Source organism: Janthinobacterium sp. 13 (assembly GCF_002749695.1).
GTDB lineage: Bacteria > Pseudomonadota > Gammaproteobacteria > Burkholderiales > Burkholderiaceae_D > Janthinobacterium > Janthinobacterium kumbetense.
Window position 1 is genome coordinate 1,582,274 of record NZ_PEEQ01000001.1, and the last position, 15,994, is coordinate 1,598,267.

General features: G+C 63.1%; 14 protein-coding genes. 1 reads left to right on the forward strand and 13 read right to left on the reverse strand.

Annotation, left to right across the window (positions count from 1 at the left end; translation table 11 throughout):
- Positions 1 to 99: 99 nt before the first annotated feature.
- From CLU94_RS06895 to CLU94_RS27955, 8 genes are all read right to left on the reverse strand, one after another.
- Positions 100 to 2,223, reverse strand: coding sequence for a sodium-translocating pyrophosphatase (locus CLU94_RS06895; RefSeq protein WP_099665098.1), 2,124 nt, complete (start codon positions 2,221 to 2,223; stop codon positions 100 to 102).
- 180 nt (positions 2,224 to 2,403) lie between these two features.
- Complete coding sequence (gene adk, locus CLU94_RS06900; protein WP_077400901.1) at positions 2,404 to 3,060, reverse strand: adenylate kinase; 657 nt, start codon at positions 3,058 to 3,060, stop codon at positions 2,404 to 2,406.
- 244 nt (positions 3,061 to 3,304) lie between these two features.
- A complete protein-coding gene (kdsB, locus tag CLU94_RS06905) occupies positions 3,305 to 4,060 on the reverse strand; it encodes a 3-deoxy-manno-octulosonate cytidylyltransferase (protein WP_099665099.1) in 756 nt (251 codons plus the stop codon).
- A gap of 2 nt (positions 4,061 to 4,062) precedes the next feature.
- Positions 4,063 to 4,239: a Trm112 family protein gene (locus CLU94_RS06910; protein ID WP_010395789.1), complete on the reverse strand. Its 177-nt coding sequence runs from the start codon at positions 4,237 to 4,239 to the stop codon at positions 4,063 to 4,065.
- On the reverse strand, positions 4,220 to 5,275 hold the full coding sequence (lpxK, locus tag CLU94_RS06915) for a tetraacyldisaccharide 4'-kinase (RefSeq protein ID WP_099665100.1): 1,056 nt from the start codon (positions 5,273 to 5,275) through the stop codon (positions 4,220 to 4,222). Before lpxK ends, CLU94_RS06910 begins: the two co-directional genes overlap by 20 nt.
- 74 nt (positions 5,276 to 5,349) lie before the next feature.
- Positions 5,350 to 5,790, reverse strand: a complete 441-nt coding sequence (locus CLU94_RS06920) for an ExbD/TolR family protein (protein ID WP_035825768.1) — start codon at positions 5,788 to 5,790, stop codon at positions 5,350 to 5,352.
- On the reverse strand, positions 5,787 to 6,389 hold the full coding sequence (locus CLU94_RS06925; protein WP_099665101.1) for a MotA/TolQ/ExbB proton channel family protein: 603 nt from the start codon (positions 6,387 to 6,389) through the stop codon (positions 5,787 to 5,789). Before CLU94_RS06925 ends, CLU94_RS06920 begins: the two co-directional genes overlap by 4 nt.
- 521 nt (positions 6,390 to 6,910) lie before the next feature.
- On the reverse strand, positions 6,911 to 7,384 hold the full coding sequence (locus CLU94_RS27955) for a hypothetical protein (protein WP_143451363.1): 474 nt from the start codon (positions 7,382 to 7,384) through the stop codon (positions 6,911 to 6,913).
- 334 nt (positions 7,385 to 7,718) lie between these two features.
- Between CLU94_RS27955 and xseA the strand changes: the two genes are divergently transcribed.
- Positions 7,719 to 9,080, forward strand: a complete 1,362-nt coding sequence (gene xseA / locus CLU94_RS06930; protein ID WP_099665102.1) for an exodeoxyribonuclease VII large subunit — start codon at positions 7,719 to 7,721, stop codon at positions 9,078 to 9,080.
- A gap of 81 nt (positions 9,081 to 9,161) precedes the next feature.
- Here the strand turns inward: xseA and CLU94_RS06935 are convergent, their stop codons facing one another.
- The 5 genes from CLU94_RS06935 to CLU94_RS06955 form a co-directional block, all read right to left on the reverse strand.
- Entirely contained in the window at positions 9,162 to 11,624 is a 2,463-nt protein-coding gene (locus tag CLU94_RS06935) for a TonB-dependent receptor (protein WP_099665103.1), read from the reverse strand.
- 107 nt (positions 11,625 to 11,731) lie between these two features.
- Positions 11,732 to 12,784: an ABC transporter ATP-binding protein gene (locus CLU94_RS06940; protein ID WP_099665104.1), complete on the reverse strand. Its 1,053-nt coding sequence runs from the start codon at positions 12,782 to 12,784 to the stop codon at positions 11,732 to 11,734.
- 1 nt (position 12,785) lies between these two features.
- Entirely contained in the window at positions 12,786 to 14,159 is a 1,374-nt protein-coding gene (locus CLU94_RS06945; RefSeq protein WP_099665105.1) for a GH1 family beta-glucosidase, read from the reverse strand.
- 27 nt (positions 14,160 to 14,186) lie between these two features.
- Positions 14,187 to 15,005, reverse strand: a complete 819-nt coding sequence (locus CLU94_RS06950) for a carbohydrate ABC transporter permease (RefSeq protein ID WP_034751746.1) — start codon at positions 15,003 to 15,005, stop codon at positions 14,187 to 14,189.
- Positions 15,002 to 15,991: a carbohydrate ABC transporter permease gene (locus CLU94_RS06955; RefSeq protein ID WP_251349986.1), complete on the reverse strand. Its 990-nt coding sequence runs from the start codon at positions 15,989 to 15,991 to the stop codon at positions 15,002 to 15,004. The genes CLU94_RS06950 and CLU94_RS06955 overlap by 4 nt, the downstream gene beginning before the upstream one ends.
- Between the last annotated feature and the right edge of the window lie 3 nt (positions 15,992 to 15,994).

A 15,994-nucleotide genomic window follows, 5' to 3' on the forward strand; every position in this document is an offset into this window, starting at 1 on the left:
CTTTGATACGCCGAGGATATGGACGGCAGGAAAGTTTCATTTGCGCAAAATACAAACAGCCCCGCGGCGCTGGCCACGGGGCTGCGGGGATGGCGCAGTTTATTGCGCGGGCAAGCTTTGCACGGGTGTCGCCGGTGCCAGGATGGGCGGCGCGGGCGCGTGGATGGGCGCCGGCGCCTTGACGGCCAGCCAGCCCGTGGCCGGCAGCAGCGGCACCAGCAGCAGGGCCACGATATTGATGATCTTGATCAAGGGGTTCACTGCCGGCCCGGCCGTATCCTTGTACGGGTCGCCCACCGTGTCGCCCGTGACGGCCGCCTTGTGCGCGTCCGACCCCTTGCCGCCGAAATGGCCATCCTCGATGTATTTCTTCGCATTGTCCCAGGCGCCGCCGCCCGTGGTCATGGAAATGGCCACGAACAGGCCCGTGACGATCGTCCCCATCAGCAAGCCACCAAGCGCCGCAGGCCCCAGCAGCATGCCCACGACGATGGGCACCACCACGGGCAGCAGGGACGGCACGATCATTTCGCGGATGGCCGACGCCGTCAGCATGTCCACGGCCTTGTCGTATTCTGGCCGCGCCGTGCCTTCCATGATGCCCTTGATGTCGCGGAACTGGCGCCGCACCTCCACCACCACGGCGCCGGCCGCGCGGCCCACGGCTTCCATCGCCATGGCGCCGAACAGATACGGTATCAAGCCGCCGATGAACAGGCCGACGATGACCATGGGGTTCGACAAATCGAACGTGATGTGCTGGCCCACGGATTCGAGCGCATGCGTGTAGTCGGCGAACAGCACCAGCGCGGCCAGCCCGGCCGAGCCGATGGCGTAGCCCTTGGTGACGGCTTTGGTCGTGTTGCCGACGGCATCCAAAGGGTCGGTGATGGCGCGCACGGAGTCGGGCAAGCCCGACATTTCCGCGATGCCGCCCGCGTTATCCGTGATGGGGCCATACGCGTCAAGGGCGACGATGATGCCCGCCATCGACAGCATGGAAGTGGCCGCGATGGCGATGCCGTACAGGCCCGCCAATTGATACGATATCAGGATGGCGACGCAGACGGCCAGCACCGGATACGCCGTGGACTTCATCGACACGCCCAGGCCGGCGATGATGTTCGTGCCGTGGCCCGTCGTCGACGCTTCGGCGATGTGGCGCACGGGCTTGAAATCCGTGCCCGTGTAGTACTCGGTGATGTACACCATCAGGCCCGTGAGGACGATGCCGACGACGGTGGCGCCCAGCATCTTGTAGCGCATGGCGTCGTCGGGCCACAGCAGCCACGTCACCACGGCAAAGCCGACCAGCGACAGGCCGGCCGCCCACCACAGGCCCGTGTACAGGGCCGACATGATCTTCTTGCCGGGGGCCGTCTTCACCATCGAGCAGCCGACGATGGATGCGAGGATGGAGACGGCGCCCAGCAGCAGCGGGTAGATGATGGCCGTGCTGCTGGCCTCTGCCATCAGCAGTGCGCCCAGCAGCATGGTGGCGATCAGGGTCACGACATAGGTTTCGAACAGGTCGGCCGCCATGCCGGCGCAGTCGCCCACGTTGTCGCCCACGTTGTCGGCGATGACGGCCGGGTTGCGCGGATCGTCCTCGGGGATGCCCGCCTCCACCTTGCCCACCAGGTCCGCGCCCACGTCGGCGCCCTTGGTAAAGATGCCGCCGCCGAGCCGCGCGAAGATGGAAATGAGCGAGGCGCCGAAGGCCAGGCCGATCAGGGGCTTGATCAGGTCATGCTGCGTGAGGCCGGGCGCGCCCGTCGTCGCCAGCAGCCAGTAGAACAGGGTCACGCCCAGCAGGCCCAGTCCCACCACCAGCATGCCCGTGATCGCCCCGCCCTTGAAGGCCACGTTCAGCGCCTGGTTGATGCCCAGGGTGGCCGCCTGCGCCGTGCGCACATTGGCCCGCACGGAGACATTCATGCCGATGAAGCCGCAGGCGCCCGACAGCACGGCGCCGATCAAGAAGCCCAGCGCCGTGTGCAGGCCAAGCAGCGCATAGATGGCGATCAATAACACCACGCCGACGATGGCGATGGTGCGGTACTGGCGCGCCAGGTAGGCGGCCGCGCCCTGCTGGATGGCCAGGGCAATTTCCTGCATGCGCGCGTTGCCGGGATCCTGCCTCAGGATCCAGCTGCGCGACACCAAACCGTAAATGACTGCGACCACGCCGCAGGCTACCGCAAACCACAAGCTGGCTGCCATATCGTCCCCTTCTGTTTTTATCCGACGTCATTGCCAACAGCTGCAGACCGCACCGGGTAGGCACGCGCAGCCAGGAAAACACGACCTGCAAAAAACCTGAACTACGAAAACGATGCGGCACCGCTGGCGAAAAGCGGGCACAAAAAAAGCGGACACTCAGGTCCGCTTTTCATAAACTGCTTATTCCGCCAGGGCGGCAAATGCGCTGTCGCGGATTTGCTCGACCGGACCGACGCCGGCGATGCGGCGGTATTTCGGTGCGCCTGGCAGGCCGGACTTGGCCCAGTCATTGTAGTAGCCCAACAAGACCTTGGTCTGGTTGTGGTACACGTCCAGGCGCTTCTTGACCGTTTCCGCCTTGTCGTCGTCGCGCTGGATCAGCGGTTCGCCGGTGATGTCATCGACGCCGTCGACCTTGGGCGGGTTGAATTTGACGTGATACACGCGGCCCGAACCCGGGTGGCTGCGGCGGCCGTCCATGCGCTCGATGATCGAAGCGTCAGGCACGTCGATTTCCAGCACGTAGTCGACATTGATGCCGGCGTCTTTCATGGCGTCCGCTTGCGCGATGGTGCGCGGGAAGCCGTCGAACAGGTAGCCATTGGCGCAATCGGCTTCCTGCAGGCGATTCTTGACCAGGCCGATCATGATGTCGTCCGACACGAGGCCGCCCGCATCCATGACTTTTTTCGCGGCCAGGCCCAGTTCGGAGCCTTCCTTGATCGCCGCGCGCAGCATGTCGCCCGTGGAGATTTGTGGAATGTTGTATTTTTCTTTGATGAAATTAGCTTGGGTGCCCTTGCCGGCACCGGGTGCTCCTAAAAGTATCAGACGCATTGAAAAGTTCCTAAAAAACAGATTTTGGATGGTGGTATGTGTAATTTTTTTTAGATGGTGTTGCTAAGGCTATCTTTCCCTACGAAACTTACCACAAAAAATCCCCGGAACGCCAGTTTGCTATCGAATTGCTATGCCCTGATTGATCAAAGCCAGCAATTCGCGCGGCGCACGTTTCAAAATGTGGTTTTTACTGCAGGCGCACAAAATTATATTTGCACGCCTGCCGTTTTGCGGGTAGCGCTTACAGGGCGCCGTAGTGGGCTTGCACCCTGGCAAGATCTTCCGGCGTATCGACACCGGCGGCCGGGGCGCTATCGGTCACGTGGACGGCGATGGCAACACCGTGCCACAGCACGCGCAGCTGCTCCAGCGCTTCGATGGCTTCCAGCGGCGAGGCGGACAATTGCGGATATTCTTGCAAAAACGCATTGCTGTACGCATACAGGCCGATATGCCGCAGGGGCACGTAACCTGCCGGCAAGCTGTCTTTCGACTGCGCGAAGCCGTCGCGGTGCCACGGGATGGTGGCGCGCGAGAAATACAAGGCGCGGCCGTTCTTGTCCAGCACGACCTTCACCACGTTCGGATTGAACGCGTCGGCCACATCATGCAGCGGATGGGCGCAGGTAGCCATGGGGACGGCGGCGCTGATCTGCGCCGCGCAGGCGGCCAGCAGGGCCGGATCGATCAACGGTTCGTCGCCCTGCAGGTTGACGACGACGGCGTCCAGCGGCAGCCCGAGCGTGCGCGCCACTTCGGCGATGCGGTCCGTGCCCGACGGATGGTCGCTGCGCGTCATGCACACTTCCACGCCATGCGCGGCGCAGGCGGCACGGATGCTGTCATGGTCGGTGGCGACGATGACGCGCGCGGCACCCGAGAGCAGCGCCTGCTCGGCCACGCGCACCACCATGGGTTTGCCGCCCAGGTCGGCCAGCGGCTTGCCCGGCAGGCGCGTCGAGGCCAGGCGGGCCGGGATGATGACGATGAACGCCATCGTTATTCCACTGCGTCTTGCAGGGTGCGCGCTTCGTCCGCCCACATGATGGGGATGCCATCGCGGATAGGATAGGCCAGGCGGTCGGCGCGGCAAATCAGTTCCTGCGCCTTCTTATCGTGTTCAAGCGGACCCTTGCAAACAGGGCAGACCAGGATATCAAGCAGTCGAGCGTCCACGACATTTCTCCACAATTTGTTGGGCCAGCGCGCTATCGATGCGCGCACTGACGGGGACGACCCACAGTCTCGGGTCATCTTTGAGATGTTCAATTTGCGCACATTTTACTGCATCCTTCTCGGTGATCAAGATCACATCCGTGTCGAGGGCGGCAAATGGCTGGTCGAGGAAGTCGTGGTGGTCGGGCAGGGGCAGCTCCGTGAAGTCCAGTCCGGCCCCGCGCAGCATGGTAAAGAAGCGCTGAGGATTGCCGATGCCGGCCGCCGCCACGATGCGCTGGCCGCTGGCCGCCAGGTCTGCAAGGGCCATGCTTTCGCCGCGGTTCAGCAGGCGTTCGGCCACGCCGCCATCGAGCCGCATCTGCACCACCAGCCCGCCTTGCGGCGCGACCTGGCCCACCAGTGCCGGCGCCAGCTCGGGCGCATTGATCACCGTCACGTCGCGCCGCCGGCGCGGCGATTCGCGCAGCGGTCCAGCCGGCAGCAGCCAGCCATTGCCGGCGCCGCGGCCGTCGAACAGCACGATTTCCACGTCGCGCTGCAAGGCGTAATGCTGCAAGCCGTCGTCCGTCACCAGCACGTCGACGTCCGGGTGCGCGGCCAGCAGCGCCCTGCCCGCTTGCGCGCGGTCGCGCCCCACCATCACGGGGCAGCCGCCGCGCTGGAAGATCAGCAGCGGCTCGTCGCCCACCTGCTGCGGCGTGGAGGCAGCGCTGACGGCGCGCGGCAAGCGGTCGGCGCTGCCATGGCCGCGCGAAATGACGCCCGGGCGCATGCCCGCGTCGCGCAAGGCTTGCACCAGCCAGATCGTCAGCGGCGTCTTGCCCGTGCCGCCGATGAAAATATTGCCGACGACGACGACGGGCACGGGCAGGCGCGCCGATGTCAGGAGGTTGGCCCGGTACAGGCCGCGCCTGACGCTGCTCAAGGCGCCGAACAGCAGCGACACGGGCCACAGCGCGCACGCCAGCGGGCCGCGCGTCAGCCAGGCGCGGGTGAGAGTGGATTCAAGCTTGAGGGGTGAGGAAGTGGGCATGCGGTGAAGGGTAAAGGGCTGGGGTCTGACCCGGCGGGTCAGACCCCAATTTTGTTGCCGGTAACGGTAGGAACTTACTTGCCGCCCGCCTGCGCCGCAAACGTCAGCTTTTCATAGCCGGCCAGTCGCGCCGCTTCCATCACGTGGATGACCATCTGGTGCATGGCGAACTGGTCGGCGTTGACCACCACCACGGGCGTCTGCGCGGGCGCCTTGCCGCCATTGGCCGCCTTGGCCGCATCCTGCAAGGCGTCGGCCAGGCCGGCCACGTCGCGGAACGAGACGGGTTCGCGGTTGACCGTGTAGTTACCCTTGGCATCGATGGTGACGTCGAGCTGCTGCGGCTTGTCCTTCGCTTGCTCGGCATCGGCCGTCGGCAAGGTGATCTGCAGCTCCGTGAATTTGCTGTAGGTGGTGCTGACCATGAGGAAGATCAGGATCACCAGCAGCACGTCGATGAACGGGATCAGGTTGATTTCGGGGTCTTCACGCCCCTTGCCTTTGCGGAAGTTCATTGGCGGCCACTGTGGACGATGTCGACGAACTTGACCGCTTGTTGCTCCATGTCAATGACGAAGCTGTCGACGAGGGCGCGGAAGTGGCGGTAGAAAATCAGGGCCGGCATGGCGATGGCCAGGCCAAAGGCCGTGTTATACAAGGCGACGGAAATACCATGCGACAGCGCCGCGTTCGACGCGGTGGCGCCGGGCGAGGCAAAAATCTCGATCATGCCGATCACCGTGCCGAACAGCCCCATCAGCGGCGCCAGGGTGGCGATGGTGCCCAGGGTCGTCAAGAAACGTTCCAGCGTGTGAGCCACGCCGCTGCCTGCCTCTTCGATCGATTCCTTCATCACTTCGCGCGGCGCGTCGACGTTGCGCAGGGCGGCGGCCAGCACCACGCCCAGCGGCGAGTTGTCTTCCAGCTTGGCCACCGTGTCCGGCGTGATCTTGCCGCTGCGATACACCTGCACCACTTCATCAAACAGCTTGCGGGGCAGTATCTTGACGCGGCGCAAATACAGCAGGCGCTCGATGATCAGGGCCAGGGCGACGATGGAAGCGATCAACAACAGCCAGATGGGCCAGCCAGCGGCTTGAAATATAGCGAGCAAAAGAAACTCCTGATAGAGGAAAGGCGATGGACCGCCCGAACAGCCTGTATTGTACCGAGCGCCGAAGACCGATTGTACGTCCGCGCGGGAATGGCGCAATGTAGCGCGTTGCCGCGCCGGCGGCAAGTGGCGCCCGCATGGCACTTGTCCACACGGCTCGGCGGGCGTGCGCCAAGCACGCCCAGTTTTGCACACTTTGTGTGGATAAGATTGTGAGCAAGCATGAAGTCCAGCATGCAAGCCCTTGATTTACAAACGAATTATTGTACTGCGCAAAATACAGGCATAGCAGCTTATCGACAGTAGTCAATGTCATAAAATCAAGAATTCAAGAGTTCTGCACATTTACTGTGGACAAGATTGTGCGCAAAGCCGAGGAATTCAATTAAGTCATTGATTTTAAAAGAAATTAAATCAATGCACAAAAAAGTGGCAGCGAGCGTGAAATCGACGCCAGGGAGACCGTCAAAGTTCTGCACACAATCTGTGGACAAGATTGTGTGCAAGCGCAAGGATACGCGCTAAGTATATTGATTTATATCGTTTTTATTGCCATGCATAAAAATGTGGCAAGCGCTGAAAAGCGGGCTTTTATCGGCCCGATTGCGCTTCGAAACGGCAGTTTTCCACCGCAAAGGCAGTTTCGCACATAAAGTGTGGATAAGATTGTGAGCAAGCGGATTGACTCCATGCAAGAGCATTGATTTTAAAGGAGTTTTTTTCAATGCTGAAAAATAAGGCAGCGTAACGACCTGGCCGCGCGGTGGAAAAGCAAGCGAAAAAGCGAAATGATTTATGCAGTTTTGCACATATTCTGTGGATAAGATTGTGAGCAAGGCCCATGATGTGATGCTATACCATTGATTTATATGGCTATTTTTATGCTGCGCAAAATTCAGGCAAGCCATGCCATGAGCATTCCGGTGGATAAATCCGGCGCCACGCCAGAGTTCTGCACATTTTTTGTGGATAAGATTGTGCGCAAGGCCATGCATGGCATACTAAGCGATTGATTCCTATGCTCTTTATTTCCGTGCGCAAAAATGTAGCAAGGCATTTTTATCGGTCAATGCCGGCTTGCCGGGCCATGTTTGTCCAAGGCAAAAAGTTCCGCACACTTTCTGTGGATAACTTTGTGCGTAAGTGGCGGGGGCTATACTGATGTGCTTGATATTAAAGGTTTTTTTCCCTGTGCACGCAAATCAAGCATATGGGAATTCATCATGAAATCAAATACTTAGAAATAGAACTTGTTGTTTTGCACGATATATGACATAAGCATGACCTCGCCGATAATATGTGGACAGTTCCCTCACCTCCCCCAGCTTGATGATGACCGACACCCCGACTGACAGCGGCTTTGCCGCCCCGCCCGTGCTGACCGTCAGCGCCCTGAACCAGGCCGTCGCGCGCCTGCTCGAGCGCTCGTTTCCCCTGACCTGGATCGCCGGCGAGATTTCCAACTTCACGCGCGCCGCTTCCGGCCACTGGTATTTCACCCTGAAGGACGATGGCGCCCAGGTGCGCGCCGTGATGTTCCGCGGCCGCGCCCAGTTTGCCGGCTTCACGCCGCGCGAAGGCGACAAGGTCGAAGTGCGCGCCCTCGTCACCCTGTACGGCGCGCGCGGCGATTACCAGATCAACGTGGAAGCCATCCGCCGCGCCGGCGTGGGCGCCCTGTATGAAGCGTTTCAGCGCCTGAAGGAAAAGCTGGCCGCGCAAGGGCTGTTCGAGCAGGAGCGCAAGCGCGCCATCCCCATGTTCGCGCGCAGCATCGGCATCGTCACCAGCCCGCAGGCGGCCGCCCTGCGCGACGTCTTGATCGCGCTCAAGCGCCGCGCGCCGCACGTCAACATCATCCTCTACCCCACGCCAGTGCAGGGCCAGCAGGCGCCGGAAAAAATCGCGCACGCCATCCGCACGGCATCAACCAGGGCCGAGTGCGACGTGCTGCTGGTATGCCGCGGCGGCGGCAGCATCGAGGATCTGTGGTCGTTCAACGATGAAGCCGTGGCATACGCGATCGCCGATTGCTCCATGCCCGTGATCAGCGGCGTGGGCCACGAAACGGATTTCACCATCGCCGACTTCGCGGCCGACCTGCGTGCGGCCACGCCGACGGCGGCGGCCGAACTGGCGGCCACGCCGCGTGCCGACTGGATGGCGTCCCTGCGCGCCGATGCGGCGGACCTGCGCCGCGCCATGCGCCGCAGCCTCGACGATGCGGCGCAGACCCTGGACCGCCACAGCCGCCGCCTGCTCAACCCGAAGGCGCAGCTGCAGCAGCAGCGTTTGCAGCTGCTGGCCCTGTCGACGGCCATGACGCATGCGGCGCGCGCGCCCGTGAACCAGTCGCAATACGCACTGGAACGCCTGCGTGCGCGCTGGGCGGCCTTGCGGCCCGACGTCGCGGCGCCGCGCGCGCGCCTGGAGGAAATGCAGCGGCGCGGCGGCGCGGCCATGGCGCAGCAACTGACGCAGCGGCGCCACCGCCTCGACGGCCTGGCGGCGCAGCTGGAACTGCTCAATCCCCAGCGCACCCTGGAACGGGGCTACGCCATCCTGCGCGATGAAAAAGGCGCGATCGTGCGCTCGCCGGCGCAGCTGCAGGCGCGCCAGAACGTCAACGTGCGCCTGGCCGAAGGCAGCGCGCAGATCGGCATCGCCAGCGTGCAGGCGACATTGGAGTAAAAAAGGCCGGGGAAGAACCCCGGCCCAACACCTTCCCTACTGAGTGGACTGCTACTGCGACTGCTCTTTTCCCCTACGCCATCAGAACTTCATCGACACGCGCGCGCCAAAGGTGCGCGGCGCGTTGTAGAAGGCGCCGTAAATCTGCTGCGTGGGCTGGCATGGCATGCCCACGTCCGTGCAGATTTCATTGACGTCCAGCTTGACGGCCTTGTCGGTGGCATTCTGCACGAACGCTTCCACCGTATAGGCCTTGTTCGCCGGCTGGAAGCGCAGGCTCAGGTCCAGCGTCGTATACGCTTCCTGGCGCTTGACGCCGGCATGGCCCGGCACGTCGCCGTTGAACGCGCCCGCACCGACATACGACATGGTTTCGTAGTGCACCGAGGCGCGCGGCGTGAGCTGGCCGCCGGCGACATTGAAATCATGCTCGTACTGGACGGTCGTGGAAAACTTCGGCGCATGCTTCATGGTGCTGCCGCCCACGCTCACCAATGGCGCCGTCGAACCGCAGGACTGGCCATTCGCGCGCGCCGCATCGACGTCGCACGACATGAAGTCGTCATATACGGCTTTCAGCCAGGTAGCGTTGCCCGTCAGGCGGTCGACCTTCGTTGGCCGCCAGACCCATTCCGCTTCCAGGCCCTTGACGGTGGCGCCGGCCGCATTGAAGTTGGCCAGCACGCTGTTGACCACCTGCGACTCGAGCTTGTCCTTGTACTTCATCAGGAAGGCATCGAGGTTCAGGGTCAGTTCGCGGTTCAGCAAGTCCGACTTGAAGCCGATTTCATAGCTGGTCAGCTTTTCCGGCTTGGTGGTGGCGCCGCCGTCGCCGATGGCCGGCGAGTGGAAGCCCGTCGTCACGGAGCCGAACAGCAGGATATCCGGGCGCAGCTTGTACTCGATGCGGCCCAGCCAGGTGGCCTGGCCGTATTTCAGGTCCGCCGTATTGTCGCCCGGCGTATTGCCGCAGCTGGCGGCCGTGATGGCGCCGCCGGGGCCGATATTGTGCGTGTTGGCCAGGCCCGTGCCGGGCGTGACCAGCTGGCGCAGCTGGTCGGCAGTAAGGACCGTGGTGCCCAGCGGCGTATTCGCGGGCCAGTTCGGGCAAGCCCAGTTCTTGCCGCCGATATCGAATTTATGGTCTTTCGTATAGCGCGCGCCGGCCGTCAGCTTGATCTGGTCCGTCACTTGCTGGCTGACCTGGCCGAACACGGCTTTCGATTTGAGCTGGCGGTCGCCCTGGATGAAGGACATGGCCGAGGCATACTGGCCCACGGTGGGCTGCACGAAGATCACGGCGCCGTTGGCGATATCCTGCTGCACGGCCGCCTGCGAAATCTGGCTGCGGTCGATATCGAAGCGCACCTTGTTCTTTTCATTGAACAGGAACAGGCCCGCCACCCACTGGAACGGTGCATCGTCGTCCGAGCGCGCCTGCAGCTCGTGCGAATAGCTGTCGAACTGCGCCCAGTCGGTACGGTTTTCCGACTTGAAGCCGGGAAACAGTCCCGCATCGGAATCGTTGCTGTTCTGGCGCTTGTAGCGGCTCCAGCTGCCCAGGTAAGTGAAGTCGAGCGCATCGGTCGGCTTGTAATTGAGCTTGCCCTTGTAGGTCAGGATCGACTGGTCGAGGGTGCCCGGCGTGTCGATCAGGGCCGAGCGCAGCTTCTCGCCCGCTTTCGGTTCGGCCGCCAGGTAGACGTTGCCGGCGCCCTGGTCGAGGAAGTAATCGGCGATGAACGTGCCGCGCAACTGCGGCGTGAACTTCCACAGCAGGGAGGCGCGCACGCCCATCTGGTCGCCGGCGCCATACTTGGCCGTGACCGGCATGACGTTCGAGCCGCGGCGGAAGTCCACCGTGCCGTCATGGCTATCCTTGATGGCGGCGATGCGCAGCGCCACGTCGTCGGAAAACGGGATATTGATCATGCCCTGCGTCTGCAGATGGCGCTTGTCGCCCACGGTGATGCCGGCCGAGCCCATGAACTTGGCCGTGCTCGGCGCAGCCGACACGAGGTTGACGGCGCCGGCCGTCGAATTGCGGCCATTCAGGGTGCCCTGCGGTCCGCGCGCCACCTCCACGTGGCTCAAGTCATACATCAGCGCCGTGGCGCCCTGCGGACGCGGCGAATACACGCCGTCGACATAGAAGGCGACTGCCGGGTCGCCCAGCTCCGTGTGGTTGGCCGAGCCCACGCCGCGCATGTAGACATGCACGCCGCCCGAGTCGCCATGCTGCTCGACGACTAGGCTGGGCACCATGGTGGCCAGCGACGCCAGGTCCTTCACTTGATTGTTTTGCAGGGTGTCCTGGTTGAAGGCGGTGACGGCCAGCGGCGTCTCCTGCACGAAGGTATTGCGGCGCGTGGCCGTGACGACGATGCGGTCCATCTGCTCGGCGGCCGGTTTTGCCGCATCGGTGGCTGCCGCGGTGCTGGCCGCTTCCTGTGCCATGGCGGCGCCGCTGCCCAGCAAGATGAACTGGGCGAAGGTCGCATGCGCCAGGCTGAGGGCGATGGTATTGCGTTTGAGCTGTTGCATTGTTGTTGTCTCCTGTACCGCTGGTTGAATGATGATCACATAGCTCTTTGGCTACTGCTGCACATTTTTTGGGTGTCAATCTGAAGTCATGTCGCCTCCGTGCAGGGTCAATGGGTAGCCACGGCGCGCCCGGCCGTGTCGAATAGAAAGGCATGGCCTTCTTCCGGCGCGAAGCCGATGGTGCTGCCCTGCGCCAGCGCATGGCGCGCCTCGCCGTGCAGCTTGATGGCCACCGCGTGCGGACCGCCATCGATGCGGCCGTCAAGCGTCGCGTGGATGATTTGCGCATCGCCCAGCTGCTCGATCAGGGTGACCGTGGCGCCGTAGCCTTCATTGCGCGGCACCAGGCGCAGGTGTTCGGGGCGTATGCCGACCAGCATCCCCGCCTCGCCACCGAGCTGGATGGCCAGCGCGGGAACGGCGCCGCACGGCAAAAAGTTCATGCGCAGGGCGCCGATGAAGCCGGCCACGAACTGGCTGGCCGGATGGCGGTACAGCTCCAGGGGCGCACCCACCTGCTCCAGGTGGCCGCCGTGGAAGACCGCCACGCGGTCACCGAGGGTCATGGCTTCGACCTGGTCGTGCGTGACATAGATCATGGTGGTGCCCAGTTCCTGGTGCAGCTTGGCCAGCTCGATGCGCGTCTGCACGCGCAGCGAGGCATCGAGATTGGACAGCGGCTCGTCGAACAGGAACACCTTGGGCTGGCGCACGATGGAGCGGCCGATGGCCACGCGCTGGCGCTCGCCGCCGGACAAGGCCTTGGGTTTGCGGTCGAGCAGATGCGTGATCTGCAAAATCTCGGCCACCTTGCCGACCGCCGCGCGCACCTCGGCTTCCCCCTTGCCCGCCAATTTGAGGGCAAAGCCCATGTTGTCGCGCGCCGTCATGTGCGGATACAGGGCGTAGCTCTGGAAGACCATGGCGATGCCCCGCTCTGCCGGCGCCACGTCGTTGGCCAGCAAGTCGCCGATGCGCAGCTGGCCCGCGCTGATGTCTTCCAGTCCCGCGATCATGCGCAACAGGGTCGACTTGCCGCAGCCGGACGGTCCGACGAAGACCATGAATTCGCCGTCATGGATATCGAGGTCCAGGCCCTTGACGATTTCCGGGCCGTCGCCGTAGGTCTTGCGGATGCCGCGCAGGGAGATGGCCGCCATGTCAGTGCTCCCCTGCCAGGACGGCCGCATCGGCATGCGCGGCGCGCTGGGCGGCGATGAAGTCGCGGTACCACAGGGCGCTGTCCTTGAAGCTGCGCTGCTGCGTGGCGTAATCGACGTACAGCATGCCGAAGCGCTTGGCGTAGCCCGAATTCCACTCGAAGTTGTCCATCAGGCTCCAGTAGAAATAACCGCGCACGTCGATGCCCTGCGCGATCACGGCGCGCAAGGCGTCCAGGTGCAGCTGCACGTATTCGATGCGCGCCTCGTCGTGGATCTTGCCGCCGACGGGCTTGTCGGCGACGGCCATGCCGTTTTCCGTGATGTAGACGGGCGGCAGACGGTATTCGCGGTGCAGGCCCACGAGCAGCTCCGTCAAGCCTTGCGGATAGGTTTCCCAGCCCATGTCGTTGACGCCAAGCTTGCATTCGGGCTTGCGCGGCGGCGTCTCGGCGCTCATGAAAGCGCGCGTGTAGTAGTTCACGCCAAGGAAATCGATGGGCTGCCTGATATCTATGAAATCGTTTTCAAAGATGGACAAAGCGGAAGCATCGGCGTGTTTCAGGGCCAGGGCCGGGTAGCGGCCCTTGAAGATGGCGTCCATATACCACTGCACCGATCGCGCATATTCCAGTTCGGCCAGTTCGCGGTCCTGGGCGCTGTCGGTGGCCGGCGTGGCCGTCCACTGATTGAGCACGATGCCCAGTTTCGCAGGCGGATTGACGGCGCGCATGGCTTGCATGGCCAGGCCGTGCGACAGCAGCAGATGGTGCGACACTTGCACGGCGGCGGCCGGATCGGCCATGCCGGGCGCGAACTGGCCCGTGCCGTGGCCCAGCACGGCCGTGCACCACGGTTCGTTGTGCGTGGCGATGCTGGCGACCTTGTGGCCGAAGCGGCGCGCCACCTCGGCCGCATAGGCGGCGAAGTGGTAGCAGGTGGCGCGATTGAGCCAGCCGCCCTCGTCCTGCAAGGCTTGCGGCAAGTCCCAGTGGTACAGGGTCAGGTGGGCATCGAGGCCCTTGGCGGCCAGGGCGTCGAGCAGGCGCGCATAGAAGTCGAAGCCTGCCTCGTTCCAGGCGCCGGAACCCGTGGGCTGCACCCGCGACCAGGACATGGAAAAGCGGTAGGCGTTCACGCCCAGGCTGGCGATCAGCTCCACGTCCTCGGCATAGCGGTGATAGTGGTCGCAGGCCACGTCGCCATTGCTGCCGTCGATGATCTTGCCATCCGTGTGGCTGAAGGTATCCCAGATGGATGGGCCGCGGCCATCGATGGTGGCGGCGCCCTCGATCTGGTAGGCGCTGGTGGCCACGCCCCAGGTGAATGTGGCAGGGAAATTGCTGTCGGTGTCGTCGTTATGCATGGTGGTCATGTCAGTGTGAGTGGATTAAAGAGAGTGCTAGCCTTTGACGGCGCCCTGGGTCAGGCCCTCGATCAGGCGCTTCGAGGCGACAAAGAACATCAGCAGCAGCGGCAGCACGGCGATGGCGGCGCCCGTCATCAGCGCACCCCACTCCGTGTTGTTCGGCGCCTGCATGCTGCGCAGGGCCAGCGGGATCGTGTAGTTCTCGACCGAGCGCATGACGACCAGCGGCGTGATGAAATTGTTCCACGAGTTGATGAAGGTGATCAGGCCCAGGGTGCCCATGGCGGGGCCGATCAGCGGCAGCACGACCCGCCAGTAGATGGCGAATTCGCCGCAGCCGTCGATGCGCGCCGCCTCGATCAGGTCCTTCGGAATCGCCGTGCCGATGTACTGGCGCATGAGGAAAATCCCCAGCGCGCCGGCCGCTCCCGGCACGTACAGGGCGCGCGGCTGGTCCAGCCATCCCAGGAAATCCATCAGCATGAAGGTGGGGATCATGTTCATGAAGGACGGGATGATCATCGACGCCATCACCAGCGTAAACAGGGGCCGCTTGAAGCGGAATTCGTACATGGCGAAGGCATAGCCGCCCAGCGAGCAAAAGAACAAAGTCAGCGCTGTGGTCATCAGGGCCACGTACAGGCTGATGCCGATATTGCGCCAGAACGGCAGGCGCTCCTGCAGCAATTCCAGGTTGTTGAGCAGGGCCGTGCCGAACCAGCGTGGCGGCGGCAGGCTGTATATCTCGGCGCTCGTGTGCGTGGCGAAGACGAACATGAAGTAGAACGGCGCGACCATGATCAGGGCGCCGATGGCCACCATGGCGTAGGCCGTCCAGCGGGTGGTTTTCATCGGACCTCCTTGCGTTCATTGCGGCTGAAGATGCGGTTGTTGACCCAGGTGGTGCTGGCGATGATGAGGAACAGCAGCCAGGAAATGGCCGACGCCGTGCCGAAGTCGCCCGAGGAAAACGCCGTCTTGTAGACGAAGATGGCCGTCGTCATCACGGACTGGCTCACGCCGCTCGATTCGGCCACCAGCACGAAAGGCTCCTCGAACAGCTGCAGATTGCCCATGATGGTCAAGGTGACGGCCAGGTAGATCATGGGGCGCAGCTGCGGCAGGGTGATGTACCAGAATTGCTGGCGTTTCGAGGCGCCATCGATGGTGGCCGCCTCGTACAAGTCCTTGGGGATCACCTGCAGCGCGGACAGGTACAGCACCAGGTTCCAGCCCAGGTAGCGCCAGAAGATGACGAAGGCAACGGCCGGCTTGATGAACAGCGAGCTGCCCAGCCAGTCGATCGATTCTGCCGGGAACAGGCCGCCCACCAGCGGCAGGCTGGCGCACCATTCGATCAGCACATTGATCTGGCCGTAGTCGCGCGAAAACAGCGTGTTGAACACCATGGCGATGGCCACGCTGGAGGTGATGAACGGTAAAAAGTAAATGCCGATCACCAGGTTGCGCGAGCGCTTGAAGCTGTTGTGGATGAAGGCCGCCAGCGGAATGGCCACCAGGTGCTGCGGCACGCCCGAAGCCAGCGCCAGCCAGACCGTATTGCCCAGCGAGCGCAAGAACCACGGGTCGCTCAAGGCGTACTTGTAGTTATCCAGCCCCACCCACTGCATGGCTTCCACGCCGCTGGCCGCTTCCCACTGGTTGAACGACAAATAGATGGAAAACAGCAGCGGGAACAGGCTGAAGACGGCGAACAGGATGAAGAAGGGGCTGATGAAAATGTACGGCGCCCACTTCTTCATGTTGAAGCGTTTCCTGGCGGGCCGCGCTGCAGCGGCAGCGGGCGCGCCCTCGGTACAAGGCATGGAGGTAGTCATGCT